Consider the following 25,371-nt stretch of genomic DNA (forward strand, 5'->3'; position numbering starts at 1 on the left):
CCCGCCTCTTTATTGGATCGCCCGCCGGTGAACGCCGATTTCTCTTTCTTTACGACCCGTCGCTTCTTACCGCTGTTCGGCACCCAGTTTCTCGGGGCGCTCAACGACAACCTGCTGAAGACCGCGATCGTGGTGCTGATCAGCTTCCACGGTCTGTCGGCGTCCGGTATGCGGCCGGAGCAGCTGGTCAACCTGGCGGCCGGCCTGTTCATCCTGCCCTATTTCCTGTTTTCGGCGACCGCCGGCAAGGTGTCGGAAAAGTTCGATAAGGCGCGGGTGGCGCGGGTGATCAAGCTGGTCGAGATCGGCATCATGCTGATCGCCGGCACCGGTTTCTTCCTCAAGTCCGCTCCGCTGTTGCTGACCGCGCTGTTCATGATGGGCGTGCATTCGACCTTTTTCGGGCCGCTGAAGTACTCGGTGCTGCCGCAATACCTGAACCGGCACGAGCTGGTCGGCGGCAACGGACTGATCGAGATGGGCACCTTCCTCGCGATCCTGATCGGCCAGATCATCGGCAGCCTGATCGTCGGCGGCGGACCGTGGACGATGGCCGGCGCGACGCTGGCGGTGGCGCTGCTCGGCTATCTGGCGAGCCGCTTCATGCCCAAGGCGCCGGCGCCGGCGCCGCATATCAAGCTTTCGGCCAACGTGGCGAAGGATTCGGTGACGCTGGTGCGCGAGGCATGGGCGATGCGCGATGTGCGCGCGGCGATCCTCGGCATCTCGTGGTTCTGGCTGATGGGCGCGGTCTACACCACCCAGCTGCCGACCTTTACCCGCCTGCATCTGGGCGGCGACGCCAGCGTCTACACGCTGATGCTGGCGCTGTTCTCGATCGGCATCGGCCTGGGGTCGGTGGTGTGCGCCAAGCTGTCGCGCGGCGAGCTGCAACTGGGCCTGGTGCTGGTCGGCAGCGCCGGCATGACGGTGTTCGGGCTGGACCTGGCGCTGTCCTCGCTGCCGCACTACCACGGCAAGCTCTATACCCTGGCCGAATACATGCTGCAGCCTGGCCACTGGCGCGTGATCGTGTCGATCACCCTGCTCGGCTTCTTCGGCGGCTTCTTCACCGTGCCGCTCTACACCTGGCTGCAGACCGCCAGTCCGGAAGCGTTCCGCTCGCAGGCGGTGGCGGCCAACAACATCATCAACGGTTTCTACATGGTCGCCGCGGCGATCGCGAGCGCGGTGGCACTGATGCTGTACGACAGCATCGCGGTGCTGTTCCTCGGCGTGGCGGTGCTGAACGTACTGGCGACGCTGCACCTGTTGAAGGCCGGCCCGGCGATCTGGCAGCGGCGCTTTGCCTGGCTGCAGCGGGCCTAGTTCCGACGGCGCGGCGGTAAAACACAAAGCATTCGGCCAACCTGACATCAAGGTTGGCCGAATGCTTTTTAGCGTCGGGTCATCAGCCCGCGAGCTTGGCCGCCGCGTCGCGCAAGGCGGTGCGCAGCCCCTCTTCCACCACCGGGTGGTAGAACGGCATCGCCAGCATCTGGGCCACGGTCAGCCCCATCTGGTAGCTCCACGCCAACAGGTGGGCGATGTGCTCGGCGCGCGGGCCGATCATCTCGGCGCCGAGGAAGCGGCCGCTCGCCTTGTCGGCATAGACATGCAATAGACCACGATTCTTCAGCATCACCCGGCTGCGCCCCTGGTCCTCGAAGCTGACCTCGCCGGTGACGAAGCTGCCCTGCGCCAGGTCGGCGTAGCGCTGCCCGACCATCATGATCTGCGGGTCGGAGAACACCACGGCGATCGGCGCGCGGCGGTTGAGCGGCTGCACGTTCGGGTAGTTGGCGGCGTTCTCGCCGGCCGCCTTGCCCTCGTCGGCGGCCTCATGCAGCAGCGGCAGCACGTTGTTGGCGTCGCCGGCGATGAAGATCGGACTGTCGCCGCACTGCAGGGTCTCCGGGTCGAACAGCGGCACGCCGCGTTGGTCGCGCGCTAGCGAGGTGTTTTCCAGGCCGAGGCTCTGCACGTTTGGCGCGCGGCCGGTGGCGGCGAGCACATAGTCGAACGACTCAGACACTTCCTCGCCGTCGAGGTTGACGAAGCGCAGCACCGCCTTGTCACCGTCGTGGCGCATTTCCCTCACCTCGGCGTCCGGCGACAGGTAGAACTCCTGCTGGAACGCGGTGCGGGCGTAATCGCGGATCGCCGGGTCGGACAGCGGGCCGACGCCGCCGCGCGCGCCGAACACCTTCACCCGCACGCCGAGCCGCGCCAGTGCCTGGCCGAGCTCCAGGCCGATCACGCCCGGGCCGAACACCGCCACGCTCTCCGGCAGCGTTTCCCAGCTGAACACGTCGTCGTTGACGATCAGGCGGTCGCCCAAGGCCTTGAACGGGCCGGGGATCACCGGGCTCGAGCCGGTGGCGATCACCACCCGGCCGGCGTGCACGCGCGTCCCGCCTACTTCCAGCAGAGTGTTGTCGACGAAGCGGGCATAGCCTTCCAGCTTGTCATCATCCGGGATGCCGTCGACGCCGCGCACCACGAAGCCGACGAAGCGGTCGCGCTCGCGGCGCACCCGGTCCATCACCTCGCGGCCGTCGATGCGGATTTCGCCGTCGACGTGCACGCCGAACGGCGCGGTGTGCTTGAGTTCGTGCGCGGCCTCGGCCGCGGCGATCAACAGCTTGGACGGCATGCAGCCGACCCGGGCGCAGGTGGTGCCGTAGGCGCCGCCCTCGATCACGATGGCGGTCTTGCCGGCCGCCTTGGCGGCACGGTAGGCGGCGAGGCCGGCGGTGCCGGCACCGATCACGGCGACGTCGACGTTGAGCTGCTTCATGGTGATTCCTTTCGGTGCGATTCACACGGAGACGGCACGCCACGGTTCAAGTGGGATGGCGTCTCGTCTCGGTGCGGGAGAAAAATCGGGCCGGTTGCCCGGCCCGGCAAACGGATGGCCCGGCTCGGCCATCCGACCGGCAACGTCAGGGCAGAAGCCGCCGGCACACGGGTAAAGACTTACTTGAAGTAGGCTTCCAGCTCGTCGGCCGAACCGATCAGTTCGCCGTTGATGAACACCTGCGGAGCGGTCATCTTGCCGGACATGGCACCGAGCACCTTGCCGCGCACCTTGTTGTCGAGCGGCACGTCGACGTATTCGAGGCCCTTCTCTTCCAGCAGTGCCTTGGCACGGGCGCAGTGCGGGCAGCCGACCTTGCTGAACACCACCACCTGGTCCGGCTTCTTAGCACTAGGATTGATGTAGTCGAGCATGGTGTCGGCGTCGGACACCTTGAACGGGTCGCCCGGCTCCTGCGGCTCGATGAACATCTTCTCGACCACGCCGTCTTTCACTAGCATCGAGTAGCGCCAGCTGCGGCGGCCGAAGCCAAGGTCGAGCTTGTCGACCAGCATGCCCATGCCTTCGGTGAAGTCGCCGTTGCCGTCCGGAATCATGACGACGTTGGCCGCTTCCTGATCCTTGGCCCATTCGTTCATCACGAAGGTGTCGTTGACCGAGACACACAGGACGCTGTCGACGCCGTTGGCGGCAAACGCCGGCGCCAGCTCGTTGTAGCGCGGCAGGTGGGTGGACGAGCAGGTCGGGGTGAACGCGCCCGGCAGCGAGAACAGCACCACGGTCTTGCCCTTGAACAGTTCGTCGGTGGTGACGTCTTTCCAGTCGTTGCCGACGCGGGTGTGGAAAGTGACGTTCGGTACGCGTTGGCCTTCACGATTCTGCAACATGGTTTGCTCCTCTCGTTGATGAGTCGTAGATGACGGTGTTCGTCAATCGATGAAGCAATTCTGATAGCAAACGACAAACAGCTCCAATTGATTGTTCAAACAAACTTGATTGGGTTCAACTATCGCCTAGGGGGTGGTTATTGTTGGAGGCATTGCCTGCCATCGACCGCCTTCGGACCTATCGCCGGCTTTTTCTGGCCGTTGGTCTGCAGCGGTGGGCCGTGATTTTGTATACTTCGGGGCAGCAACGGCAATTTTGACCCTTTGCGCCCGCATGGCGGGGCAATTCATGCCATCAGGCTGGGAGCATTCCCGCCCGTCGCCTCCGGCGACAAGCCCGCCCGGCCAGCGAACGCTGACCGGCCAGATTCTGTCTTACGTGCGTGCAAGCATGTGATGACCTACCGATACGGATGACTTTGATGCCGATGCCCTTCCGAGAGCACCTCTTTACCGCGCTGGCGGTGATGACCCTGGCCGCGCCGGCCTTTGCCGCGGTCGATGACCAAGTGATCGCCGCCCGCGACGCGCTGCGTCGCAACGACCTGGTGACGCTCAACAGCATCGCCGCCACCATCCCGCAGGGCGAGGCGCTGTCCGCTTACCCCGCCTACTGGGCCGCGCTGAAGGCGGTCGACAACGACGATGATGTGCAGCCGCAGGCGTTCTTGAACAGCCAGCCGGACAGTGCGATGACCGAGCGGGTGCGCAACGAGTGGCTGAAGAAACTCGGCAAGCGCGAGGACTGGGTGACCTTCAGCCGCGAATGGGCCAAGCTCGCACCCGATGGCAGCGACGAGGAGACCCGCTGCTACAACGACCTCAATGTTCTGCGCCAGGGCAAGTCCACCGCCAACTACGACGTGTTTCTCGCCAGCAGCCGAACCGTTCCGGACGGTTGCACCAGCCTGATCGCCGCCGCCGCCAACAAGGGCGTGCTGAGCGAGGACTGGGTATTGCGCCGCGTACGGCTCTTGCTGGCCGCCAACAACATCACGGCGGCCCGCCAGCTGGCGACGCGGACCTTCCTGCCGGTTGACCTAACTCAGCTGTCGCGCCCGCCCAGCGCCGACCTGTCGACCGGCGGCGGCCAGGAAGCCGCGCTGTACGACATCATCGGCCGCGCGCGCAACAGCAACGGCAATGTCGACGCCGCCGCCGGCAGGCTGTTCACGGTCGAAGACCGCCTCAGCAAGGACCGCGCCGCGTTCGCCTGGGGGCAGTTGGCGTACTGGTCGGCGAAGAAGCTGCAGATGGCGCAGGCGCTGCAATGGTTTGCCAAGGCCGACCCCGGCCAGCTGACGGACGAGCAGTGGGAATGGTGGGCGCGCGCCGCGCTGCGCACCCAGCAATGGGCTCTGCTCGAGAGCGTGATCCGCCAGATGCCGGAGCGGGTCGCCAGCAATAACGCCTGGCAATACTGGCGTGCCCGCGCGCAGAAGGCGCAGGGTCGCGACAGCGAGGCCCGGCCGACCTTCACCAAGGTCAGCAACTCCGGCCGCAACTTCTACGCGCTGCTGTCGCTCGACGAGCTGGGCAGCACGATGCTGGCCAGCAACCGCGAAGATCACGCGAGCTCGAAGGAGCTCGCCGCCGTCGCCGCCGAGCCGGCGGTACAGCGCTCGTTCGCACTGTTCAATATCTCGGAAAACTACCGCAAGCCGGAATTCCGCGAGGATGCCCGCCGCGAGTGGCGCTGGGCGATGCGCGGCAAGAACGACCAGCAGCTGCTGGCCGCCGCTGAGCTCGCCAAGCAGCAGAGCTTCCTCGACATGGCGATCTACAGCGCCGACCGTACCGAGAAGGTGCACGACTACTCTCTGCGCTACCTGACGCCGTACCGTGACATCACCCACCGCTACGCCACCCAGGTCGGCGTCGACGAGGCTTGGGTATATGGCCTGATCCGCCAGGAGAGCCGCTTCGTGTCGGTGGCGCGCTCCGGCGTCGGCGCCTCGGGGCTGATGCAGCTGATGCCGGCCACCGCCAAGTGGGTCGCCGGCAAGATGGGCATCGGCAGCTATGCGGTGAACGACATCGAGACCAATATCCAGATGGGGACCTGGTACCTCAACTACGTGCACGACAAGCTCGGCCAGGAGGTGCTGGCCACCGCCGCCTACAACGCCGGTCCGAACCGCGCCAGGGCCTGGCAGGCCGATGTGTCGATGGAGGGAGTGGTGTACGCCGAGACCATTCCATTTAACGAGACGCGCGACTATGTACAGAAGGTGATGACCAACGCCGCCTATTACGCCAGCGGCTTCGGCCACACGAAGCTGTCGTTGAAGGAGCGGATGGGCGTCGTGCCGGCCAAGTAGTCGGCAAATCATTAGAGGATCACCATGAGACAGCAACGCATCGGCGTCATCGGCGGTAGCGGCTTCATCGGCACTTACGTCGCCGAGCACCTGGTCCGCGAGGATGTCGAGCTCACCCTCGCCACCCGCTGGCGCGAGCCGGGCAAGGCGCGGCTCGCGCTGCTGCCTAAGGTCGAGCTCACCCCGGTCGACACGACCGACCAGGCGGCGCTGACCGCGCTCATGGCCGGGCACGACGCGGTGGTCAGCATGGTCGGCATCCTGCACGGCAGCCGCCGTGACTTCGAACGCGCTCACGTCGAGCTGGTCGAACGGATCATCGCCGCGACCAAGGCCAATGGCATCCGCCGGCTGGTACACATCAGCGCGCTGGGGGCCGACCCGCAAGGCGCATCGCACTACCAGCAAACAAAGGGGCGCGGCGAGCAGGCGGTGATGGCGAGCGGGCTCGACTGGACCATCCTGCGCCCGTCGGTGGTGTTCGGCCGCGGTGACAGCTTCCTGACGATGTTCGCACGGCTCGCGAAGCAGCTGCCGGTGCTGCCGCTGGCCGGCGCCCAGACCCGCTTCCAGCCGGTGTGGGCCGACGACGTGGCGCGCGCGGTGGTCGCGTGTCTCGAACACGACGCCACCATCGGCCAGCGGCTCGATCTGGCCGGGCCGAAGGTGTACACCTTGGCCGAACTGGTCGATTACGTCGCCCGCCTCACCGGCCACCCGCGCCGCATCGTCGGCCTGCCATACGCCCTCGCCTATCTGCAGGCGGCGCTGATGGAGCTGGCGCCCGGCAAGACGCTGATGAGCCGCGACAATGTGCGCTCGCTCAAGGTCGACAACGTCAGCGGCACGCCGTTTCCGAGCGAGCTGCTCGGTTTTGCGCCGACCGCGCTCGAGGCGGTGGTACCCGGCTATCTGGCCGCCGACGAGTTCAACGCGACGCTGGCGCGCTATCGCCACAAGGCGGGGGGGCGATGAAGGCCTACGTCGTCGGCGGCGCGGTACGCGACCGCCTGCTCGGCCTGCCGGTGCGCGACCACGACTGGGTGGTCGTCGGCGCCACGCCGAGCGAGATGCTCGCCGCCGGCTTCCAGCCGGTCGGCAAGGACTTCCCCGTTTTCCTGCATCCGAAGACGCAGGAGGAGTACGCGCTGGCGCGCACCGAGCGCAAGACCGCGCCCGGCTATCATGGCTTCAGCTTCCACGCCGCGCCGGACGTGACGCTGGAGGACGACCTGGCCCGCCGCGACCTGACGATCAACGCGATGGCCGAAGACGAGCACGGCAATGTGATCGACCCCTACCACGGCCAGGACGACCTGAAGGCGCGGCTGCTGCGCCACGTCAGCCCGGCGTTTGCCGAAGACCCGGTGCGGATCCTGCGGCTGGCGCGCTTTGCCGCGCGCTTCGGCTTCGAGACAGCGCCGGAGACGCTGGAGCTGATGCGCGGCATGGTCGAGGCCGGCGAGGTCGACGCGCTGGTGTCAGAACGGGTCTGGCAGGAGCTGGCCAAGGGGCTGATGGAGGCGACGCCGTCGCGGATGTTCCGGGTGTTGCGCGACTGCGGCGCACTGGCGCGGCTGATCCCGGAGCTCGACGCCTTGGCCGGCGTGCCGCAGCGCGCCGATTACCACCCCGAGATCGACACCTTCGAGCACGTGATGCTGGTGCTCGACACCGCCGCGAGGCTCGACGCGCCGCTGCCGGTGCGCTTTGCCGCGCTGTGCCACGACTTCGGCAAGGCGTTGACGCCGGCCGACGTGCTGCCGCGCCACATCGGCCACGACCACCGCGGCGAGCAGCCGGTGCTGGCGCTGTGCGAGCGGCTGCGCGTGCCGACCGACTGCCGGGATCTCGCGCGCCTCGTCACCCTGTACCACATCCTGATCCACCAGACCGCCCAGCTGCGCCCGGCGACGGTGCTGAAGCTGTTCAAGGAAACCGACGCGCTGCGCCGCCCGGAGCGTTTCGGCCAACTGTTGCAGGCCTGCATCGCCGACATTCGTGGCCGCCTGCATCGCGAGAATGCCGCGTACCCGCAGGCCGATTGGCTGGCCGCGATGCTGGCCGCCGCCCGTGCGGTCGATGCCGGCGCGATCGCGCTGGCGCAAAGCGACAAGCAGAAAATCCCGGCGGCGGTCGACGCCGCCCGGGTCGCTGCGATCGCCGCCTGCAAGGCCGGCCTCGACCTTAGCTGCGATGCCCACTGAATGACTTCCCTCTACCAACTGAAATCGACGCTGATGCGCGGCGGCGCCAGCAAGGGGCTGTTCTTCACTAGCCACCAGCTGCCCGACGACCCGGCCTTGCTCGAACGGCTGTTCATCCGCGCGCTCGGCAGCCCCGACCCGTTCGGCAAGCAGATCGACGGCCTCGGTACCGGCCTCTCCAGCACCAGCAAGGTCGCGATCATCGGCCCGTCGGCGCGCCCCGACTGCGACATCGACTACCTGTTCGGCCACGTCGCGATCGGCGAGGCCAAGGTCGACTGGTCGGGTAGCTGCGGCAACCTCACCGCGGCGGTGCCGCTGTTCGCGCTGATGGAGCGGCTGCTGCCGGTGAAGAACGGCCAGGCCGAGGTGCGCATCTGGCAGGCCAATATCGGCAAGAAGATCGTCGCGACGCTCGAGGTGCGCGACGGCGAGCCGGTCTGGGCCGGCGACTGTCGGATCGACGGGGTGGCCTTCCCCGGCGCGCCGGTGACGCTGCGCTTCATCGACCCGGCCGGTGGCGCGTCGGGCAAGCTGTTTCCGACCGGCAAGGTGTGCGACGAGCTGGCGCTGCCGGACGGCCGCCGTGTCGGGGCGACGTTGATCGACGCCGGCAATCCGACGGTGTTCGTGCGCGCCGCCGACCTGGGTCTGACCGGCTTCGAGACCGCAGAACAGCTATCCAGCGAACTGCTTGCCACGCTCGAGGCGCTGCGTGCCGCCGGTGCGGTGGCGATGGGCTTGGCCGACTCGGCCGAAGCAGCCACGCGCGACCGCCCTGCGACGCCAAAGATCAGCTTCGTCGGCGCGGCACGCGACGAGGGCTGCGCGCTCAACGGCCGCATCCTGTCGATGGGCAAGCTGCATCACGCCTATACCGGCACCGGCGCGATCGCGCTGGTGGCCGCGGTGGCGATCAAGGGAACCCTGGTCGCCGATACGATCGGCCAAGCCTGGCGAGGCAAGCCACTGACGTTCAGCCACGCCAGCGGTCGGCAGACGCTGGAGGCGGTGGTGTCCCGGCAGGGGCGTGGATGGCACATCGACGAGGTGGTGATGACGCGCACCGCGCGGCCATTGATGCGCGGTGAGGTGTTCATTCCTCTCGATTGAGAGCCGCAGAAATGGATTCGGCCAACCTCAAGGTTGGCCGAATCGTTTCAGCGGTAGCGACGGTCATCGCCCGGTAAGAACCAGTCCTCAAAGTGTCGCGAGCGGGTGTCAGCTCGGGGCGGCCGGAGCGCAGGAACCGGAATGTACATGGAGTACATGAGGATTCCGAGCACCGCCCAACCCGAGATCACGCCCGCGCAGTAACTTTGAGGATTGGTTCTAAGAAAACCGGTTCAGGCTGCCAGCAGTCTCAGCCGCTCGCCGAGGCGCACCGCGTCGGTTTCCGCCTTGATCAGCGCGAAGGTCTGCTCCGCCTCCGGGTAGGCGCGCTTCATCAGGCCGAGCCACTGCTTCAGCCGTGCCACCGGGTACTTGTTGTCCGGCGCCTTGGCGTAGCACTGCTGGTAGAAGTCGACGATCCACGGCAGCAGTTCCTGCCAGCTCATCGGCTCGACCGGCTCGCCGAGATTGGCGGCACGGATCTGCCGGCCGAGGTCGGGCGTCGCGACCAGGCCGCGGCCGATCATCACCGTGTCACAGCCGCTCACCTGGCGGATGCCGTGGTAGTCGGCCAGCGTCCAGACCTCGCCGTTGGCGGTCAGCGGTAGAGAGACCGCCTCTCGGATCCGTGCCAGCCAGTCCCAGTGCGCCGGCGGGCGGTAGCCCTCGACCTTGGTGCGGGCGTGCACGGTCAACTCGGTAGCGCCGGCCGTTTCGATCGCACGAGCGCAGTCGAGTGCCGGCGATTTGTCGCTGTAGCCGAGCCGCATCTTGGCGGTGACCGGGATGTCCCTCGGCACCGCGGCGCGTACCGCCGCGACGATGGCGTGGATCAGCTCCGGTTCGTCGAGCAGCACCGCACCGCCACGGTGGCGGTTGACGGTCGGCGCCGGGCAGCCGAAGTTCAGGTCGATCGCCGGGGCGCCCAGTTCGGCCGCGCGCGCCGCATTGTCGGCCATGCAGGCCGGGTCGGAACCCAGCAGTTGTACCCGCACCGGCGTGCCCGCGCGGGTTTGCGCTTCTCGCTCGAGTTCGGGCACCATGCGCCGGAACATCTTGACCGGCAGCAGGGTGCTGGTGACGCGGATGAATTCGGATACGCACAGATCGACCCCGCCCAGGCGAGTGAGGATGTCGCGCATCACGTCGTCGACCAGCCCCTCCATCGGGGCGAGCACTACCTTCATATAAACTGTTCGCTGTACGGCACAAAGGGCCGCATTGTACCGAAGCCGGCGTGGCCGCGCTTGCCGCGGCGATGCAAGGGGCGGCCGACAATAATTAATCCAAGGGGGCTGTAATGACTTACCGTCAGAGTTTCATCCTCGATACCGACCCGGGCCAGGACGACGCGGTCGCGATCCTGTTCGCGCTCGGTGCGCGCGAGCGGCTCAATCTGCTGGCGCTGACCACGGTGGCCGGCAACGTGCCGGTAGAGCTGACCACGCGCAACGCCCGGGTGATCTGCGACTGGGCCGAACGCCAGGACGTACCGGTGTACGCCGGCTGCGAGCGGCCGCTGGTGCGCCCGCTTGTGACCGCCGAAGAGGTGCACGGCAAGACCGGCCTCGACGGCATCGAGATCCACGATCCGGTGACACCGCTGCAAGACGGTCACGCGGTCGACTTCATCATCGACACGTTGCGCGCCGCGGCGCCGGGTACCGTTTCGCTGTGCCCGGTCGGCCCGCTGACCAATATCGCACTGGCGCTGGTCAAGGCGCCGGACATCGCCACGCGGATCAAAGAAATCGTGCTGATGGGCGGCACTTACTTCGAGGCCGGCAACATCACGCCGGCGGCCGAGTTCAATATCTACGTCGACCCGCACGCCGCCGCGATCGTGCTGGGCTCGGGCGTGCCGATCACGATGCTGCCGCTCGACGTCACCCACAAGGCCTGCATTACCGGCAAGCGCATCGACGCGCTGCGCACCCTGCCCAACCGCGCAGGCTCGCGGGTCGCCGACATCCTGACCAGCTACGCGCGCTTCGACACCAAGAAATTCGGCCTGGAAGGCGGCCCGCTGCACGACCCTTGCGTGATCGCCTACCTGCTCAAGCCCGAGTTGTTCGCCGGTCGCCAAGTCCACGTGCAGGTGGAGACGATGAGCCCGCTGACGCTCGGCGCCACTGTGGTCGACTGGTGGGGCACCACCGGCGCTGCGGCCAACGTCAACTGGATCACCGAGATCGACGCCGAAGGCTTCTTCGCCTTGCTCACCGCGTCGCTCGCCACCCTGCCCTGATCAATCACTATCGGGCGGTGCGCTGGCGCCGCCCACGGAGCTCATCCATGACTACAGGCCTGCCTGCCGGCATCTACCGCCATTACAAGGGCCCGCTCTACGAAGTGCTGGGCGTCGCGCACCATAGCGAAACCGAGGAGCCGCTGGTGGTATACCGCGCGCTCTACGGCGAATTCGGCCTGTGGACCCGGCCGCTGGACATGTTCAACGAGAGCGTCACCATCGAAGGCGAGCCGACCCCGCGCTTCGCGCTGGTCAAGGCGTTCTGACCCGGCGTGCAGATCTACCGCACCGACCGCTTCGTGCTGCCGCTGCCGGACGGCCACCGCTTTCCGGCGGAAAAGTACGCACTGTTGGCCGAACGGGTCGGCGAATTCGCCGCCGACGCGCTGGTCGAGCCGGATGCGGCCACCCCGGCCGAGCTGATGTTGGCGCATACGCCCGACTACGTCGCGCGGGTGCTCGACGGCACGCTGTCCGCCGCCGAGCAGCGCGAGATCGGCCTGCCCTGGTCGGTAGAGCTTGCCGAGCGTTCGCGCCGTTCGGTCGGCGGCACCATCGCCACCGCCCGTAGTGCGTTGCACGATGGGCTGTCGGTTCACCTAGCCGGCGGCACGCATCACGCCTACGCTGACAAGGGCAGCGGTTTTTGCGTGTTCAACGACGTGGCGGTGGCGGCGCGGCTGATGTTGGCCGAAGGCCGGGTACGACGGGTGCTGGTGATCGACCTCGACGTGCACCAGGGCAACGGCACCGCGGCGATCTTTGCCGGCGACGAGCGGGTGTTCACCTTCTCGATGCACGGTGAAAAGAATTTTCCGTTCCGCAAGGTGGCGAGCAGCCGCGACGTGGAATTGCCGGACGACTGCGACGACGCGCAGTATCTTGCTGCGCTCGACGCCGAGCTGCCGGTGCTGTTCGCGGCGCAACGCCCCGACCTGGTGTTCTATCTTGCCGGTGCCGACGCCTACCACGGCGACCGACTCGGCCGGCTGGCGCTGAGCATGGAGGGACTATGGGCGCGCGATGCGCGGGTGTTCGACGCCTGCGCCCGCGCTCACGCGGCGCTGGTCGTCACCATGGCCGGCGGTTACGCCCGGCCGATCGCCGACACGGTTACGATTCACGCCGGCACGGTACGCGAAGCCTGGCACCGTGCTTCGGCCAACTTGCTTGCAAGCGATTTGCCCTGAAAGGAGGTTCGTCATGACTGCCATTGCCACATTCGCCGGCGGTTGTTTCTGGTGTATCGAGACGGTGTTTGCCCGGCTGCGCGGGGTGGACAGCGTCGTATCCGGCTACACCGGCGGCACGCTGGCCGGCCCGAACTACCACGAGGTGTGCAGCGGCCGCACCGGCCACGCCGAAGCGGTCGAGATCCGTTTCGATCCGGCGGTGATCAGCTACCGTCAGCTGCTCGAGGTGTTCTTCGCCATCCACGACCCGACCACGCCCAACCGTCAGGGTAACGACGTCGGTACCCAGTACCGCTCGGCGATTTTCTACCACGACGAGGCGCAGTTGGCCGAAGCGCGGGCGATCATCAACGAACTGGAGACGCAGCACGGCATCCGCATCGTCACCGAGCTGGCGACGGCGACAACATTCTATCCGGCCGAGGTCGAGCACCAGGGCTATTACGACGCCCATCCCGGTCAGACCTACTGCCAGATCGTGATCGCGCCGAAGGTACGCAAACTGATGGCGCACTTCGCCGACCTGACGCGTTGAACCGTCATTTGCCCGGAGGATGAGTGCGAACCTGACACACGGCAATCTGCATGACATAATTGGCCTGCGGTAACCCCCTCTGTTAGTCTCAACCCCTTACTACAGGCTGTGCCAGCTCCTCCTCACGACATGCTTTTCGGTCAAACCCTACGGCTGGCTACCCTTCGCCAATGGTCGCTGCTGCAGTGTGCGCCGCGCAGCGGCCGCCTGATCAGCCTATTGCTCGGTCTGCTGGTCGGCATCGCGGTCTGCGCTTCGCTGACCTATATCTCGCTCGAACGCCAGCGGACCAGCTTCTATCGGGCGGCCGAAACCGCGCGCGACCAGGTGGAAACCCGGTTGAAAGTGGCCGACACGCTGACCAGTGCGCTGGCCGAAGTGGCCGCGCTGCCCGATGGCGCCAGCCGCTGGCCGCGTTTTGCCGTCAGCATGGCCGGCGTCTACCCGTTCATCACCTGGCTGGGTGTGCAGCACCGCAGTGCCTTGCCGCTTGACGACACCGGCGGCCGCCCTGCCGTCGGCTCGATGCGGGCGCTGCTGGCGCCGCTGCCCTCGCTCGACCTGTCCAACGATCCGCTGCTGGCGTCGGCGATCAAGCGCAGCCTGCGCAGCCGCCGCGCCGAACCGACCGCACCGTTCACGCTGAACAGTGGCCAGCCGGTACTGGCCTTCGTCCAGGCGGTAGGCAATGGGCCGTATCGTGAGGTCTGCCAGGTGGCGTTGGCGCTGATCGATGTGCGTACGCTGCTGCCGGCCGAGTCGCCGTCGTCCGGTGCCCCTACCGTCCAGTTGCTGTTGGCAGGCCAGCCCGACCCGACTCAGGTCGCGCCGTGGTACCAACATGTCCTCCATCTGTTCTCTACCGAGGCGTCGACCCGGGTGTCGATCTCGATGTCGAACTACCCCTACGACCTGGTGTACCGCCAACGGCTCGGCTGGACCAGCTTTCCCGGCATCATCGTGGCGCTCAGCGCGCTGCTCGGCGGCGGAGTCTGTTACCTGAGCTGGGTGTTGTACGCGCTGCGCTCGCGCCACCAGCAGCAGCGCCAGATCGCCGCCGCGCACCTGCGCCGCGAACGCGATCAAGCGGCGTCTATCCTCGAGTCGATCAACGACGGGGTGATCACCGTCGACACCCAGTGGCGGATTCGCTACCTCAACCCGATGGCCGAACGGCTGATCGGCGTGCGTCACTCGCGTGCCCTCGGGCGGCCGGTGCTGGAGTGCCTGGAGTTGCACTACGATTTTGCCCGGCAGGTGCCGATCAACCCGTTCCACGCCTGTCTGACCCGCCAGACGCCCTACCCGCTGGCCGAGAACTGCTTTCTGGTCCAGCCGGACGGCCAACAGCTGATGATCGAAGGCGTGGTGTCGCCGCTGTTCGACCCGAATGGCAAACAGGTCGGCGCGGTGATGGCGTTCCGTGATACCGCGCCGTTGCGCCGCCGCATCACCGAGGCGCTGGCGCAGAAGGAACAGCGCCTGAAGCAGCGCGAGGCCGAACTGGCGCGGGTAGCGCGCATCAACACCATGGGCGAGATGGCGTCGGGCATCGCCCACGAGCTGACCCAGCCGCTGTCGGCGATCGTCAGCTACTGCCACGCCTGTCAGATGCTGGTCAACGAGGAAGACGTCGATCAGACCCTGCTGCAGCGGGCGCTGGCCGGCGCGATGACGCAGGCCGAGCGGGCCGGCAGCATCCTGCACCGGCTGCGCGAATTCATGAGCGAGAAACGGCTGGAGCCGACTCCGGTCGACCTCAACCAGGCGGTGCAGAACGTATTGTCGTTGGCCGAGTTCGAACTGGGGGCGCAGCAGGTGCATGTCGCTACCCGGCTGACCAAGCCGCTGCCGCTGATCTATGCCGACCCGATCCAGGTCGAGCAGGTGCTGCTCAATCTGGTGAAGAACGCACTCGACGCGCTCGACGGTGTTCACCCGTGGGGGCGGCTGGAACTGGTCACCGGCTTCGACGCCAGCCACGTGCATATCGACGTGGTCGACAACGGTTGCGGCATCAGCGCCGACTCGCTGCCGCGGCTGTTCGACCCGTTCTTCAGCACCAAGACCCAAGGCATGGGGCTGGGCCTGACCATCTGCCAGACCATCGTCGAATCGTTGGGCGGCAAGCTGAGCGCCAGCTCGCCGCCCAACGGCGGCGCGGCGTTCCGGATGGCGCTGCCGATCTTCAATACTACCGGTCAGATTGTCGGCAAATAACCGCGAGATACCCGATGAGTACCACCACGCCAACCATCTTCATCGTCGACGATGACCCGGCGGTCCGTGATTCGCTGGCGCTGCTGTTGAGCGCACAGGGCCTGCGCACCGTCACCTACCCGAACGCCCACGCCTTCCTCGACGAGTTCCGGCCGGGCGAAATCGGCTGCCTGGTGCTCGACATCCGCATGCCGCAGCTGTCGGGCCTCGGTCTGCAGGAGCTGCTCAACGAGCAGCCGATCCCGATTCCGACCGTGTTCATCACCGGCCACGGCGACGTCGAGCAGTGCAGCCGGGCGTTCCGCAACGGCGCGATCGACTTCCTGACCAAGCCGATCGACCCGGTGCGGCTGATCGACTGCCTGCGCCGCGGCGTCAAGTTGTCGATCCAGCAGCACGCCAAGGAGGCCGAAACGCAGGAGGTGGTACACCGCCTGGCGCGGATCAGCAACCGCGAGCGCGAGGTGCTCGACCTGGTGGTCGACGGCATGACCAGCAAGGAGATTGCCCGCGCGCTCGACCTGTCGGCGCGCACCGTCGAGGTGCACCGCTCCAACCTGTTCCTCAAGCTCGGCGTCGACTCGCTGGCCGATCTGATCCGCTTCTACCTGCGCGCGATGGAAACCGGTGCGCGGCAGCGGGTCGAGTGATTTTTTGAGACAAGAGGCCGGCACGACTACAATGAGCGCCATGGATTGCCTATTCAAGAAAATCGGGCTGGTTGCCCGCCACAGCAAACCCGCCATCGTCGACTCGCTGCGCGAGCTTGCCGACCATCTGGAAAGCCGCGGCGCCACCGCGCTGATCGACCGCGAAAGCGCCACGCAGGAAGAAGCCGGGCAACACACGCTGATCGATCGTGCCGACCTCGGTAAGGTTGCCGATCTCGTCATCGTGCTCGGTGGCGACGGCACCATGCTGTCGATCGCCCGCCTGCTCGCCCCGTATCGGGTGCCGCTGGTCGGCGTCAACCAGGGCCGGCTCGGTTTCATGACCGACATCCCCCTGCACGAGATGCTCACCGCGATCGACGCGATCCTCGTCGGCGAGTTCGTTCCGGAAGAGCGCATCCTGCTGTCCGCCTCGGTGATGCGCGAAGAGGCCGAGGTGGCGAGCGCGCTGGCGCTCAACGATGTGGTCTTCAGCCGCGGCGGCATCGGCTCGATGATCGAGTTCGAAATTTTCATCGACAACCAGTTCGTCTACACCCAGCGCTCCGACGGCCTGATCGTGTCCACCCCGACCGGCTCCACCGCCTACGCGCTGGCGTCCGGCGGCCCGATCCTGCACCCGACGCTGCCGGCGATCACACTGGTGCCGATCTGCCCGCAATCGATGAGCAATCGCCCGATCGCGGTTACCGATTCCTGCGTGGTCGAATTCATGCTGACCCGCGGTCTCGATACCCGGGTGCATTTCGACGGTCAGTCGCACTGCGACCTGATGGAGATGGACCGGGTGATCATCCGTCGCCACCGTAACCCGCTGCGCCTGTTGCACCCGATCGGTTACAACCATTACGACATGCTGCGCCAGAAGCTCCACTGGGGCGAGCGCCTATTCTAATTCGGCCAACGATACCTCTATATGCTGCTTTCGCTGACTGTTAACGACTTCGTCATCGTCGACGCGCTCGCGCTCGAATTCGGCTCGGGCTTCACCGTACTCACCGGCGAGACCGGCGCCGGCAAGTCGATCATCCTCGATGCGTTGTCGCTACTCTTGGGTGACCGCGCCGACGGCGCGCTGGTGCGTGAGGGTGCCGAGCGCGCCGAGCTGGCCGCCCACTTCGACATCGGCCGCCTGCCCGATCTCTCCGCCTGGCTCGCTGACAACGAGCTGGCCGGCGACGACGGCGAGCTGCTGATCCGCCGCTTGATCGACCGTAGCGGCCGCTCGCGCAATTTCGTCAACGGCCAGCCGGCCACCCTCGCCCAGCTCAAGGCGGTCGGCGAATACCTGGTCGACATCCACGGCCAGCACGCCCACCAGTCGCTGATGCGCGCCGACTCGCAGCGCAACCTGCTCGACGCCTACGCCGGCAGTCAGGCGTTGGCGCACGACGTGCGCGATGCCTACCAGGCCTGGCAGAACGCCCGTCGTATCCGCAGTGACGCGGAGAAGATGGCGCGCGAATCGGAAACCGAACGCGAGCGGCTGACCTGGCAGATCAATGAACTCGCCGAGCTCAACCTCGAGCAGGACGAGTGGAATGCCCTCAACCAGACCCACTCACGCCTCGCCAACGCGGTCGAGCTGGTTCAGTCCGCCGAGCAGACCGTTGACGTGTTGTCCGAGATGGACGGCAACTGTCTGTCGCTGCTGACCCAGGTGCAGTCGCGCCTCGCCAAGCTGTCCGGTCTCGACTCGAGGCTGGCCGAAACGCTGTCGCTGCTCGACTCGGTCGACGCCGAGCTGCGCGAGGTGGTGTACAGCCTGCGCGACTACGCCGGCGACATCGACGACGACCCGCAGACGCTCGTCAACGTCGAGGCGCGTATCGATACGCTGATAAGCACCGCTCGCAAGTACCGGGTGCAGCCGCCCGAGCTGATAGAGAAGCTGGCCGACTGGCAGCAGCAGCTGGCGCAGCTCGAGGCGTCGAGCGACCTGGACGCGCTGGCGGTCGCCGAGACCGCCAGCCTGGCCCGCTACCGCTCGCTGGCCGAGTCGCTGTCCGGCAAGCGCCGCCAAGCGGCGGCCGAGCTGTCCAAACGGATCAGCGGCGAGATGCAGCATCTGGCGATGGGCGGCGCCCGCTTCGCGATCGAACTCGCGGCGCTGAGCGAGCCGACCGCGTACGGTTTGGAGTCGGTCGAATACCTGGTTGCTGCCAACGCCGGCACCAGCTTGCGCCCGCTCGCCAAGGTGGCGTCGGGTGGCGAACTGTCGCGGATCAGCCTGGCGATGCAGGTAGTGATCAGCCAGGTGGCAAGCGTGCCGACGCTGATCTTCGACGAAGTCGACGTCGGCATCGGCGGCCGCGTCGCCGAGGTGGTCGGCAAGTTGCTGAAGGATCTCGGTGCCCGCTATCAGGTGCTGTCGATCACCCACCTGCCGCAGGTGGCGTCGTGCGGCGACGCGCACTGGCAGGTCAGCAAGAGCGAACACAAGGGTCGCGTCACCAGCCACATCACCCCGCTGTCGGCCGAAGAACGGGTGCTGGAGATCGCGCGGATGCTCGGCGGCCTGGAAATTACCGACACCACCCGCCAGCATGCGGCGGAAATGCTGTCAGCCAACGCCTGAGCGGCAGGTCAGGACTAGCCAGGCCCGTTATTTGCCGGTATATTCGCCGCTCATCCAGTTTGACTGGATAGCACAGGAAGCTTGGCCGAGTGGTTTAAGGCACTGGTCTTGAAAACCAGCGACGGTTTATCCCGTCCGTGAGTTCGAATCTCACAGCTTCCGCCAAATATTAACCGCCCTAAACCGTATTAATCAGCGTTAAGCTTGATGTTTCAGCGGTCTAGGGCGGTTCCATTTGTGCGTTGCGATGGGTTGGTGCAGGTTTATGCGTCCCATGTTGCCCCAAATCTGCCACAAGTTTTTCGGACTGCCCGCCCCTCTCCCTGCACATCATGACGCTGTATCTCTCCGGATCCCGCTGACACATCATGTGCGGCTGTTTCACCTTAGGCGTTGCACACCGGTCAGAGCCCTTGTCCTCGGCTAACTCCAGCCATCGGGATGCAGAGCAGCAAACACCTGATAGACGTAAGAACGCCCCAGAGTGGCTGGGGCGTATTGCAAATTGGATGGAGTGCGGTTCAGGTTTAGTCTAACGGACGCTCTGTTCTGCCCCCTCCAACGCGGCAAGTTAAGCCTGTCTTCCTACAACGATGACCGTAAAGTTTCGATCAGATGCTTTGCCGTTACCATCGCCAGTCAGAATGCCGACGGAGCCTGCCTTGCTGAAAACAACGACGGCATTATCGAGGGACGAGCCGTGCGTGTTGATCTGAGCATTCCAGCTCGGGTAGTTCTGGGACGCTACGACAACGGGTGGTTCTGCGAAGGCCGTCTTGAACTGAATCACGTACTCACCCGTGTCCACCTTGTTAATCGACTCAATCCCACCTGCAGGACTGTTCGCGATAGAGCCATCTGAGTTGACGTTTACGGCAAGAGTAATAGCAGTCATTTAAGTTCTCCGAATGAACTAACAGTGAGCAAGCTACGAAAACCGGCGCCCCGCTGAGCAGCTTTAACCCCTTGGGTTTATGCCGGGCGTCCTTCACCTTAGGTAATGACAAATAGATTTACAAATAAAAAACAATACCTTAGCGTCGCTTATAAGTTCTATGTCATGTTGTTTGGTCAAATGATGGCTCCTCTCGTTAATTTGCGCGATATATGCAACGATGAAACGCGTTTTATGCGGTTTTTTGCATCGATAGATGCAACTAAGATGGCCTCATCGATGACGCCCAACCCGAGAGGCCCCACCATGATCCGTTCCCTGCTGTCCCGCACCCTGCTTGGCGCCGCGCTGTCCGTCGGCCTGATGTCCGCCGCGATCGCCGCTGCCCCGCTCAAGCTCGACGTCTACAACCCCGGCGACAAGGGCATCTTTGCCGTGTCGTCCGAGCTCGTCACCGGCCGGAAGGACGCGGTGCTGATCGACGCACAGTTCGCCCGCCGCGATGCGGAGCAACTGGTGAAGATGGTGAAGGGCAGCGGCAAGACGCTGACCACCGTCTATATCAGCCACAGCGACCCGGACTACTACTTCGGTCTCGACGTGATCCGCGCCGCGTTCCCGAACGCGAAGATCGTCGCCACGCCGCAGACGGTGGCGGCGATCAAGGCCAGCATGGACGGCAAGCTCAAGTACTGGGGGCCGATCCTGAAGGACAACGCGCCCAAGGCGCTGGTGCTGCCCGAGCCGCTCAAGGGCGGCACGCTGACGCTGGAGGGCAAGCCGCTGAAGCTGGTCGGTCTGGACGGAGCTAGCCCGGAGCGCAGCGTGGTGTGGATCCCGTCGCTGAAGGCGGTGGTCGGCGGCGTGGTGGTGGTCGGTAGCGAGCATGTCTGGGTCGCCGATACCCAGACGCCGGCCTCGCGTCGCGACTGGCTCATGACGCTCGACCGCATCGAGGCACTCAAGCCGGCCGTGGTGATCCCGGGGCACTACAGCAAGGGCGCGCCGCTGACCGTCGACTCGGTGCGCTTCACCCGCAACTATCTGAACGCGTTCGAGGGCGAGGCGGTCAAGGCCAAGGATTCGGCGGCCCTGGTCCAGGCGATGAAGCAGCGCTACCCGAACCTGCCGGGCGTCGACAGCCTGGAGCTGAGCGCCAAGGTGGTAAAGGGCGAGATGAAGTGGCCGCAGTAAGAGTCGCGAACAAAACTCCCTTGGCGTTGTTGTACTGCCTTGCCGTACTCCTTAGGACTGTCTGCGGCAGTACGCCTAGCCAAGGCCGCTTCGCTTAGTTTTGTTAGCGACTCTTTAAAGAGCCGCCTGACCGTTTGGCCAACGTTGTGAATAGCAAGCCCCTGCCCGTCAGGGGCTTTTTTGCGTCCGGACGGCGGGTGCGACAGTTTGCTGTCGGTCGAGACAGTCGTTCGGAATTCCGAACGCCATTTATGGCGGGTGTACGGAAATCCGAATGGCGCTGTTTCTGAAGGAAATAAAGCCGTTGATATTCAACGAATTGGGCTTTGTTTTTCTGTGCGAACCGCTGGCACGCTCCTTGCGTATAGGGGAGCGGCCCCGCGGTAAAAGCCGCCGACGAGGAGCGACAAAACTACAGGCTTTGCACAGGAGAGACTGATGAGTCAGCAGACGTTTCGCACCGAGCACGACCTGCTCGGCGACAAGCCGGTACCGGCCGACGCCTACTACGGCGTGCACACCTTGCGCGCGGTGGAAAATTTCCCGATCACCGGCACGCCAATCGCCATCTACCCCGATCTGATCAACTCGCTCGCCGCGATCAAGCAAGCCGCGACGCTGGCCAACAGCCAGCTGGGCCTGCTCGACAAGCCGCGCGCCGAGGTCATCGTCAGGGCCTGCGAGGAAATCCGCGCCGGCCGGCTGCACGACGCCTTCGTCGTCGACGTGATCCAGGGCGGCGCCGGCACCTCGACCAATATGAACGCCAACGAGGTGATCGCCAACCGCGCGCTCGAGCTGCTCGGCCACGCGAAGGGCGACTACCAGCAGCTGCACCCGAACGAACACGTCAACATGAGCCAGTCGACCAACGACGTCTACCCGACGGCGTTGAAGCTGGCCACCTATACGAGCATCTTCCGCCTCGCCGACGCGATGACCGTGCTGCGCCGCGCGTTCGAGGAAAAGGCCAACGAATTTAGCGACGTGCTGAAGATGGGCCGCACCCAGCTGCAGGACGCGGTGCCGATGACCTTGGGCCAGGAGTTCTCGACCTACGCGGTGATGGTGTCCGAGGACGTCGAGCGGCTGAAGGAAGCGGCGCTGCTGATCCGCGAGATCAACCTCGGCGCCACCGCGATCGGCACCGGCATCAACGCCCACCCGGACTACGCGGCGCGGGTCTGCCGCCTGCTGTTCGAGGTGAGCGGCATCCCGGTGATCACCGCGCCGAACCTGATCGAGGCGACGCAGGACTGCGGCGCCTTCGTGCAGCTGTCCGGCGTACTCAAGCGCGTGGCGGTGAAGCTGTCGAAGATCTGCAACGATCTGCGCCTGCTTTCCAGCGGCCCGCGCGCCGGTTTCGGCGAGATCAACCTGCCGCCGCGCCAGGCCGGCTCGTCGATCATGCCAGGCAAGGTCAATCCGGTGATCCCCGAGGTGGTCAATCAGATCGCGTTCGAGGTGATCGGCAACGACATGACGGTCACCTTCGCCGCCGAGGCGGGCCAGCTGCAGCTGAACGCCTTCGAGCCGATCATCGCGCACAGCCTGTTCAAGAGCATCAATCACCTGCGTCAGGGCTGCCTGACGCTGACCGAGCACTGCGTGATTGGCATCACCGCCAATCGCGAACACCTGCGCACCAATGTCGAGAACTCGATCGGTATCGTCACCGCGCTCAACCCCTATATCGGCTACGCCGGCGCCAGCGAAGTGGCCGCCGAGGCGCATGCCAGTGGCCGCGGCGTGGCCGAGATCGTGCTGGAGCGCGGCCTGATGTCGGCCGAAGAGCTGGCCGAGGTGCTGCGCCCCGAAGTGCTGACGCAGCCGCGCCTGTTTCAATCCGCCAAATCCTAAGGCCGGCGCCCTGCCTGGCCTGACAAGCAACACACACAACACACAGCAGCAACGAGAGAGAGGAACTCATGAAAACCAACCGCATCACCCTGTGGGTCGTCCTGGCCCTGGTGCTGGGCATCGCCGTCGGCTATGCCTGTCACGTATCGGTGCCGGACCCGAAGGCCGCCAAGGACCTGGCCGGCTACTTCTCGATCCTGACCGACGTCTTCCTGCGCATGATCAAGATGATCATCGGCCCGCTGGTGTTTTCGACGCTGGTGTACGGCATCGCCAGCAGCGACTCGAAGGCGGTCGGCCGCGTCGGCCTGAAGGCGATGGGCTGGTTCATGGCGGCGTCGATGGTGTCGCTGCTGTTGGGCTTGCTGTTCGTCAACGTGCTGAAACCCGGCGTCGGCTACAACCTGCCGCTGCCGGCGGTGACCGCGGCGAGCGGCCTGAAGACCGGCGCGCTGAACCTGAAGGACTTCATCGCGCACCTGTTCCCGAAGAGCTTCTTCGAGGCGATGAGCAATAACGAAGTGCTGCAGATCGTGGTGTTCTCGCTGTTCCTCGGCGTGGCGCTGTCCTCGTTCAAGGAGCGTCCGCTGCGCATCCTGGTCGACGGCATCGGCGAGCTGTCGCACGCGATGCTGAAGATCACCCACTACGTGATGATGTTCGCGCCGCTCGGCGTGTTCGGCGCGGTCGCGTCGACGATCACCGCCGAGGGCCTGGGCGTGCTGACGGTATACGCCAAGTTCATGGGCAGCTTCGTGCTAGCGGTCCTCACGCTGTGGGCCTTCCTGATCGCCGGTGGCTACTTCTTCCTGGGTAAGCGGGTGTTCGGCCTGCTGCGCCTGATGCGTGTGCCGCTGATGCTGGGCTACGCGACCGCCAGCAGCGAGGCCGCCTATCCGAAGGTGCTGGAGCAGCTGGAACGTTTCGGCGTGAAGGACAAGATTTCCGGTTTCGTGCTGCCGCTGGGTTACTCGTTCAACCTCGACGGCTCGATCATGTACACCTCGTTCGCCGCGCTGTTCATCGCGCAGGTCTACAACGTGCCGCTGACGCTCGGCCAGCAGCTGACCATGCTGTTGATCCTGCTGGTGACCAGCAAGGGCATCGCCGGCGTGCCGCGCGCGTCGCTGGTGGTGGTGGCCGCGGTGCTGCCGATGTTCAACCTGCCGGAGGCCGGCATCCTGCTGATCCTCGGCATCGACCACTTCCTCGACATGTTCCGCACCGCCACCAACGTGATCGGCAACGCGATCGCGACCAGCGTGGTCGCCAAGTCCGAGGGCGAGTTGGGCCCGGAACTGGGCATCGAACCGGATGCCGGCGACGATGTCGCCCCGATCCCGGTGCGCGAGGCTTTCGACAGCGCGCGCGGATAAGTCTGACGGCAGCGGGTTGGCCGAACGCTTATCCGTTGCCGGCAAGGTGGAAGAATCCGGCCCGTCAGGGCGACAACAGCGCCGCAACAGTCGGTGCAATAACAACACAGCTACAAAAGGAGTTGAGAGTCCATGAAGATGAAACCGAAAGCCCTGCTCGCCGCCAGCGCCCTGTTCGCCGGCCTGCTCAGCGCCCCGGCCTTCGCGTTGCCGCACGTGGTGATCCTCGCCACCGGCGGCACCATCGCCGGCACCGGCTCGACCAGCACCACCACGATCGGTTACACCGCCGCCAAGCTCGGCGTCGATAAGATGATCGAATCGGTGCCGGAGCTGAAACAGGTGGCCGAGGTGCGTGGCGAGCAAGTGGCGCAGATCGCCAGCGAGAGCATGACCAACGAGGTGTGGCTGAAGCTCGCCAAGCGCGTCAACCAGCTGTTGGCGCAGAAGGACGTCGACGGTATCGTGATCACCCACGGCACCGACACCATCGAGGAAACCGCCTACTTCCTCAACCTGGTGGTGAAGAGCAAGAAGCCGGTGGTGGTGGTCGGCTCGATGCGCCCGGCGACCGCGATCAGCGCCGACGGCCCGATCAACCTGTATAACGCGGTGACGCTGGCCGGCAGCAAGGAAGCGGTCGGCAAGGGCGTGCTGGTGAGCCTCAACGACCAGATCAACGCCGCGCGCGAAGTGACCAAGTCGAACACCTCGACCGCCGACACCTTCCGCACGCCGGACCTGGGCTTCCTCGGCTATATGCAGGACAACAAGCCGCACTTCTACCGCATGTCCACCCGTAAGAACACCGCCGACACCGAGTTCGACGTGATGAGGCTCGACAAGCTGCCGCGCGTCGATATCGTCTACGGCTACGCCAATATGGACCGCGTCGCGATGGACGCCAATATCGCCGCCGGCGCCCAGGGCATCGTGCAGGCAGGCGTTGGTGACGGCAGTATCGCCGCTCAGATGATGCCGGCGTTCCGCGATGCCCGTAAGAAAGACGTGGTGATGGTACGCAGCTCGCGCGTAGGCAGCGGCATCGTAGCCCGCAACGGCGAGGCCAACGACGACAAGGAAGACCTGGTCGTCAGCGACACGCTCAACGCGCAGAAGGCGCGCATCCTGTTGATGCTGGGGCTGACCAAGACGCACGATACCAAGGACATCCAACGGATGTTCTACACCTACTGAGTAACACGGCAAGCTCCCTCTTTGACCGGTTCTTGCTGCGCCGGTCACCTTC

Annotated in this window: 21 protein-coding genes, 1 tRNA gene and 1 other RNA gene; 18 read left to right on the top strand and 5 right to left on the bottom strand. The window is 65.5% G+C overall.

The features are described 5' to 3' along the window. The first annotated feature begins 27 nt into the window (after window positions 1-27). Entirely contained in the window at window positions 28-1,329 is a 1,302-nt protein-coding gene (locus ACZ2IA_RS12975) for an MFS transporter (RefSeq protein ID WP_470293005.1), read from the top strand. Window positions 1,330-1,411: 82 nt separating this feature from the next. On the opposite strand, the gene ACZ2IA_RS12980 is transcribed toward ACZ2IA_RS12975, so the two are convergent. Together ACZ2IA_RS12980 and ACZ2IA_RS12985 are read right to left on the bottom strand one after the other, a co-directional pair. Next, complete coding sequence (locus tag ACZ2IA_RS12980) at window positions 1,412-2,800, bottom strand: dihydrolipoyl dehydrogenase (RefSeq protein WP_470293006.1); 1,389 nt, start codon at window positions 2,798-2,800, stop codon at window positions 1,412-1,414. A gap of 179 nt (window positions 2,801-2,979) precedes the next feature. Then, entirely contained in the window at window positions 2,980-3,708 is a 729-nt protein-coding gene (locus ACZ2IA_RS12985; RefSeq protein ID WP_470293007.1) for a glutathione peroxidase, read from the bottom strand. Between the two features lie 422 nt (window positions 3,709-4,130). On the opposite strand from ACZ2IA_RS12985, the gene ACZ2IA_RS12990 reads away from it, so the two are divergent. From ACZ2IA_RS12990 to ACZ2IA_RS13005, 4 genes are read left to right on the top strand one after another with little or no spacing between them, the layout of a single operon-like run. Then, window positions 4,131-6,029 (top strand): lytic transglycosylase domain-containing protein, encoded by a 1,899-nt coding sequence (locus ACZ2IA_RS12990; protein ID WP_470293008.1) that lies wholly within the window; start codon window positions 4,131-4,133, stop codon window positions 6,027-6,029. A 24-nt stretch (window positions 6,030-6,053) separates the two neighbouring features. Beyond that, window positions 6,054-7,004: a complex I NDUFA9 subunit family protein gene (locus tag ACZ2IA_RS12995; protein WP_470293009.1), complete on the top strand. Its 951-nt coding sequence runs from the start codon at window positions 6,054-6,056 to the stop codon at window positions 7,002-7,004. Continuing rightward, window positions 7,001-8,236 (top strand): multifunctional CCA addition/repair protein, encoded by a 1,236-nt coding sequence (locus ACZ2IA_RS13000; RefSeq protein WP_470293010.1) that lies wholly within the window; start codon window positions 7,001-7,003, stop codon window positions 8,234-8,236. The genes ACZ2IA_RS12995 and ACZ2IA_RS13000 overlap by 4 nt, the downstream gene beginning before the upstream one ends. Continuing rightward, window positions 8,237-9,349: a 2-methylaconitate cis-trans isomerase PrpF family protein gene (locus tag ACZ2IA_RS13005; RefSeq protein WP_470293011.1), complete on the top strand. Its 1,113-nt coding sequence runs from the start codon at window positions 8,237-8,239 to the stop codon at window positions 9,347-9,349. 82 nt (window positions 9,350-9,431) lie between these two features. Here ACZ2IA_RS13005 and ACZ2IA_RS13010 read toward each other — a convergent pair. Both ACZ2IA_RS13010 and ACZ2IA_RS13015 read right to left on the bottom strand, forming a co-directional pair. Continuing rightward, window positions 9,432-9,507: non-coding RNA, sX9 sRNA (locus ACZ2IA_RS13010), on the bottom strand. A gap of 75 nt (window positions 9,508-9,582) precedes the next feature. Next, window positions 9,583-10,536, bottom strand: a complete 954-nt coding sequence (locus tag ACZ2IA_RS13015; protein WP_470293012.1) for a tRNA dihydrouridine synthase — start codon at window positions 10,534-10,536, stop codon at window positions 9,583-9,585. Between the two features lie 113 nt (window positions 10,537-10,649). On the opposite strand from ACZ2IA_RS13015, the gene ACZ2IA_RS13020 reads away from it, so the two are divergent. The 9 genes from ACZ2IA_RS13020 to ACZ2IA_RS13060 all read left to right on the top strand — a co-directional run bounded on the left by ACZ2IA_RS13020 (window position 10,650) and on the right by ACZ2IA_RS13060 (window position 18,962). Continuing rightward, entirely contained in the window at window positions 10,650-11,597 is a 948-nt protein-coding gene (locus tag ACZ2IA_RS13020; protein ID WP_470293013.1) for a nucleoside hydrolase, read from the top strand. Between the two features lie 47 nt (window positions 11,598-11,644). Further along, window positions 11,645-11,866, top strand: a complete 222-nt coding sequence (locus ACZ2IA_RS13025) for a DUF1653 domain-containing protein (RefSeq protein WP_470293014.1) — start codon at window positions 11,645-11,647, stop codon at window positions 11,864-11,866. Between the two features lie 6 nt (window positions 11,867-11,872). Then, entirely contained in the window at window positions 11,873-12,790 is a 918-nt protein-coding gene (locus ACZ2IA_RS13030) for a histone deacetylase family protein (protein ID WP_470293015.1), read from the top strand. A gap of 13 nt (window positions 12,791-12,803) precedes the next feature. Next, window positions 12,804-13,328, top strand: coding sequence for a peptide-methionine (S)-S-oxide reductase MsrA (gene msrA / locus ACZ2IA_RS13035; RefSeq protein WP_470293016.1), 525 nt, complete (start codon window positions 12,804-12,806; stop codon window positions 13,326-13,328). A gap of 129 nt (window positions 13,329-13,457) precedes the next feature. Beyond that, window positions 13,458-15,548 carry a two-component system sensor histidine kinase NtrB gene (locus ACZ2IA_RS13040; protein ID WP_470293017.1) on the top strand — a complete coding sequence of 697 codons (2,091 nt, stop codon included), beginning with the start codon at window positions 13,458-13,460 and terminating at the stop codon, window positions 15,546-15,548. Window positions 15,549-15,562: 14 nt separating this feature from the next. Further along, a complete protein-coding gene (locus ACZ2IA_RS13045) occupies window positions 15,563-16,198 on the top strand; it encodes a response regulator transcription factor (protein ID WP_470293018.1) in 636 nt (211 codons plus the stop codon). A 40-nt stretch (window positions 16,199-16,238) separates the two neighbouring features. Next, the gene (locus ACZ2IA_RS13050) at window positions 16,239-17,114 is read left to right on the top strand and encodes an NAD kinase (protein WP_470293019.1); all 876 of its coding nucleotides are present in this window, start codon (window positions 16,239-16,241) and stop codon (window positions 17,112-17,114) included. 21 nt (window positions 17,115-17,135) lie between these two features. Further along, entirely contained in the window at window positions 17,136-18,797 is a 1,662-nt protein-coding gene (gene recN, locus ACZ2IA_RS13055) for a DNA repair protein RecN (RefSeq protein ID WP_470293020.1), read from the top strand. Between the two features lie 75 nt (window positions 18,798-18,872). After that, window positions 18,873-18,962: transfer RNA gene (locus ACZ2IA_RS13060), tRNA-Ser, on the top strand. Window positions 18,963-19,368: 406 nt separating this feature from the next. Here the strand turns inward: ACZ2IA_RS13060 and ACZ2IA_RS13065 are convergent. After that, window positions 19,369-19,692, bottom strand: coding sequence for a hypothetical protein (locus tag ACZ2IA_RS13065; protein ID WP_470293021.1), 324 nt, complete (start codon window positions 19,690-19,692; stop codon window positions 19,369-19,371). A 306-nt stretch (window positions 19,693-19,998) separates the two neighbouring features. Between ACZ2IA_RS13065 and ACZ2IA_RS13070 the strand changes: the two genes are divergently transcribed. From ACZ2IA_RS13070 to ACZ2IA_RS13085, 4 genes are all read left to right on the top strand, one after another. After that, window positions 19,999-20,886, top strand: coding sequence for an MBL fold metallo-hydrolase (locus ACZ2IA_RS13070; protein WP_470293022.1), 888 nt, complete (start codon window positions 19,999-20,001; stop codon window positions 20,884-20,886). 438 nt (window positions 20,887-21,324) lie between these two features. Next, window positions 21,325-22,746, top strand: coding sequence for an aspartate ammonia-lyase (gene aspA / locus ACZ2IA_RS13075; RefSeq protein ID WP_470293023.1), 1,422 nt, complete (start codon window positions 21,325-21,327; stop codon window positions 22,744-22,746). 68 nt (window positions 22,747-22,814) lie between these two features. Further along, a complete protein-coding gene (locus ACZ2IA_RS13080; RefSeq protein ID WP_470293024.1) occupies window positions 22,815-24,122 on the top strand; it encodes a dicarboxylate/amino acid:cation symporter in 1,308 nt (435 codons plus the stop codon). Window positions 24,123-24,254: 132 nt separating this feature from the next. Then, window positions 24,255-25,319 (top strand): type II asparaginase, encoded by a 1,065-nt coding sequence (locus ACZ2IA_RS13085; RefSeq protein WP_470293025.1) that lies wholly within the window; start codon window positions 24,255-24,257, stop codon window positions 25,317-25,319. Window positions 25,320-25,371: the final 52 nt, after the last annotated feature.

The organism is Crenobacter sp. CS_VA4, assembly GCF_055597485.1.

What these genes read in the sequence shown, in the direction of transcription:
- ACZ2IA_RS13045 (WP_470293018.1), top strand. Translation starts at nt 15,563, where the DNA reads ATGAGTACCACCACGCCAACCATCTTCATCGTCGACGATGACCCGGCG.
- ACZ2IA_RS13070 (WP_470293022.1), top strand. Translation starts at nt 19,999, where the DNA reads ATGATCCGTTCCCTGCTGTCCCGCACCCTGCTTGGCGCCGCGCTGTCC.
- ACZ2IA_RS13085 (WP_470293025.1), top strand. Translation starts at nt 24,255, where the DNA reads ATGAAGATGAAACCGAAAGCCCTGCTCGCCGCCAGCGCCCTGTTCGCC.
- ACZ2IA_RS12995 (WP_470293009.1), top strand. Translation starts at nt 6,054, where the DNA reads ATGAGACAGCAACGCATCGGCGTCATCGGCGGTAGCGGCTTCATCGGC.
- ACZ2IA_RS12990 (WP_470293008.1), top strand. Translation starts at nt 4,131, where the DNA reads ATGCCGATGCCCTTCCGAGAGCACCTCTTTACCGCGCTGGCGGTGATG.
- ACZ2IA_RS12980 (WP_470293006.1), bottom strand. Translation starts at nt 2,800, where the DNA reads ATGAAGCAGCTCAACGTCGACGTCGCCGTGATCGGTGCCGGCACCGCC.
- ACZ2IA_RS13080 (WP_470293024.1), top strand. Translation starts at nt 22,815, where the DNA reads ATGAAAACCAACCGCATCACCCTGTGGGTCGTCCTGGCCCTGGTGCTG.
- ACZ2IA_RS13000 (WP_470293010.1), top strand. Translation starts at nt 7,001, where the DNA reads ATGAAGGCCTACGTCGTCGGCGGCGCGGTACGCGACCGCCTGCTCGGC.
- ACZ2IA_RS13065 (WP_470293021.1), bottom strand. Translation starts at nt 19,692, where the DNA reads ATGACTGCTATTACTCTTGCCGTAAACGTCAACTCAGATGGCTCTATC.
- ACZ2IA_RS13005 (WP_470293011.1), top strand. Translation starts at nt 8,237, where the DNA reads ATGACTTCCCTCTACCAACTGAAATCGACGCTGATGCGCGGCGGCGCC.
- ACZ2IA_RS13040 (WP_470293017.1), top strand. Translation starts at nt 13,458, where the DNA reads ATGCTTTTCGGTCAAACCCTACGGCTGGCTACCCTTCGCCAATGGTCG.
- ACZ2IA_RS13025 (WP_470293014.1), top strand. Translation starts at nt 11,645, where the DNA reads ATGACTACAGGCCTGCCTGCCGGCATCTACCGCCATTACAAGGGCCCG.
- ACZ2IA_RS13015 (WP_470293012.1), bottom strand. Translation starts at nt 10,536, where the DNA reads ATGAAGGTAGTGCTCGCCCCGATGGAGGGGCTGGTCGACGACGTGATG.
- aspA (WP_470293023.1), top strand. Translation starts at nt 21,325, where the DNA reads ATGAGTCAGCAGACGTTTCGCACCGAGCACGACCTGCTCGGCGACAAG.
- recN (WP_470293020.1), top strand. Translation starts at nt 17,136, where the DNA reads ATGCTGCTTTCGCTGACTGTTAACGACTTCGTCATCGTCGACGCGCTC.
- ACZ2IA_RS13050 (WP_470293019.1), top strand. Translation starts at nt 16,239, where the DNA reads ATGGATTGCCTATTCAAGAAAATCGGGCTGGTTGCCCGCCACAGCAAA.
- ACZ2IA_RS13020 (WP_470293013.1), top strand. Translation starts at nt 10,650, where the DNA reads ATGACTTACCGTCAGAGTTTCATCCTCGATACCGACCCGGGCCAGGAC.
- msrA (WP_470293016.1), top strand. Translation starts at nt 12,804, where the DNA reads ATGACTGCCATTGCCACATTCGCCGGCGGTTGTTTCTGGTGTATCGAG.
- ACZ2IA_RS12985 (WP_470293007.1), bottom strand. Translation starts at nt 3,708, where the DNA reads ATGTTGCAGAATCGTGAAGGCCAACGCGTACCGAACGTCACTTTCCAC.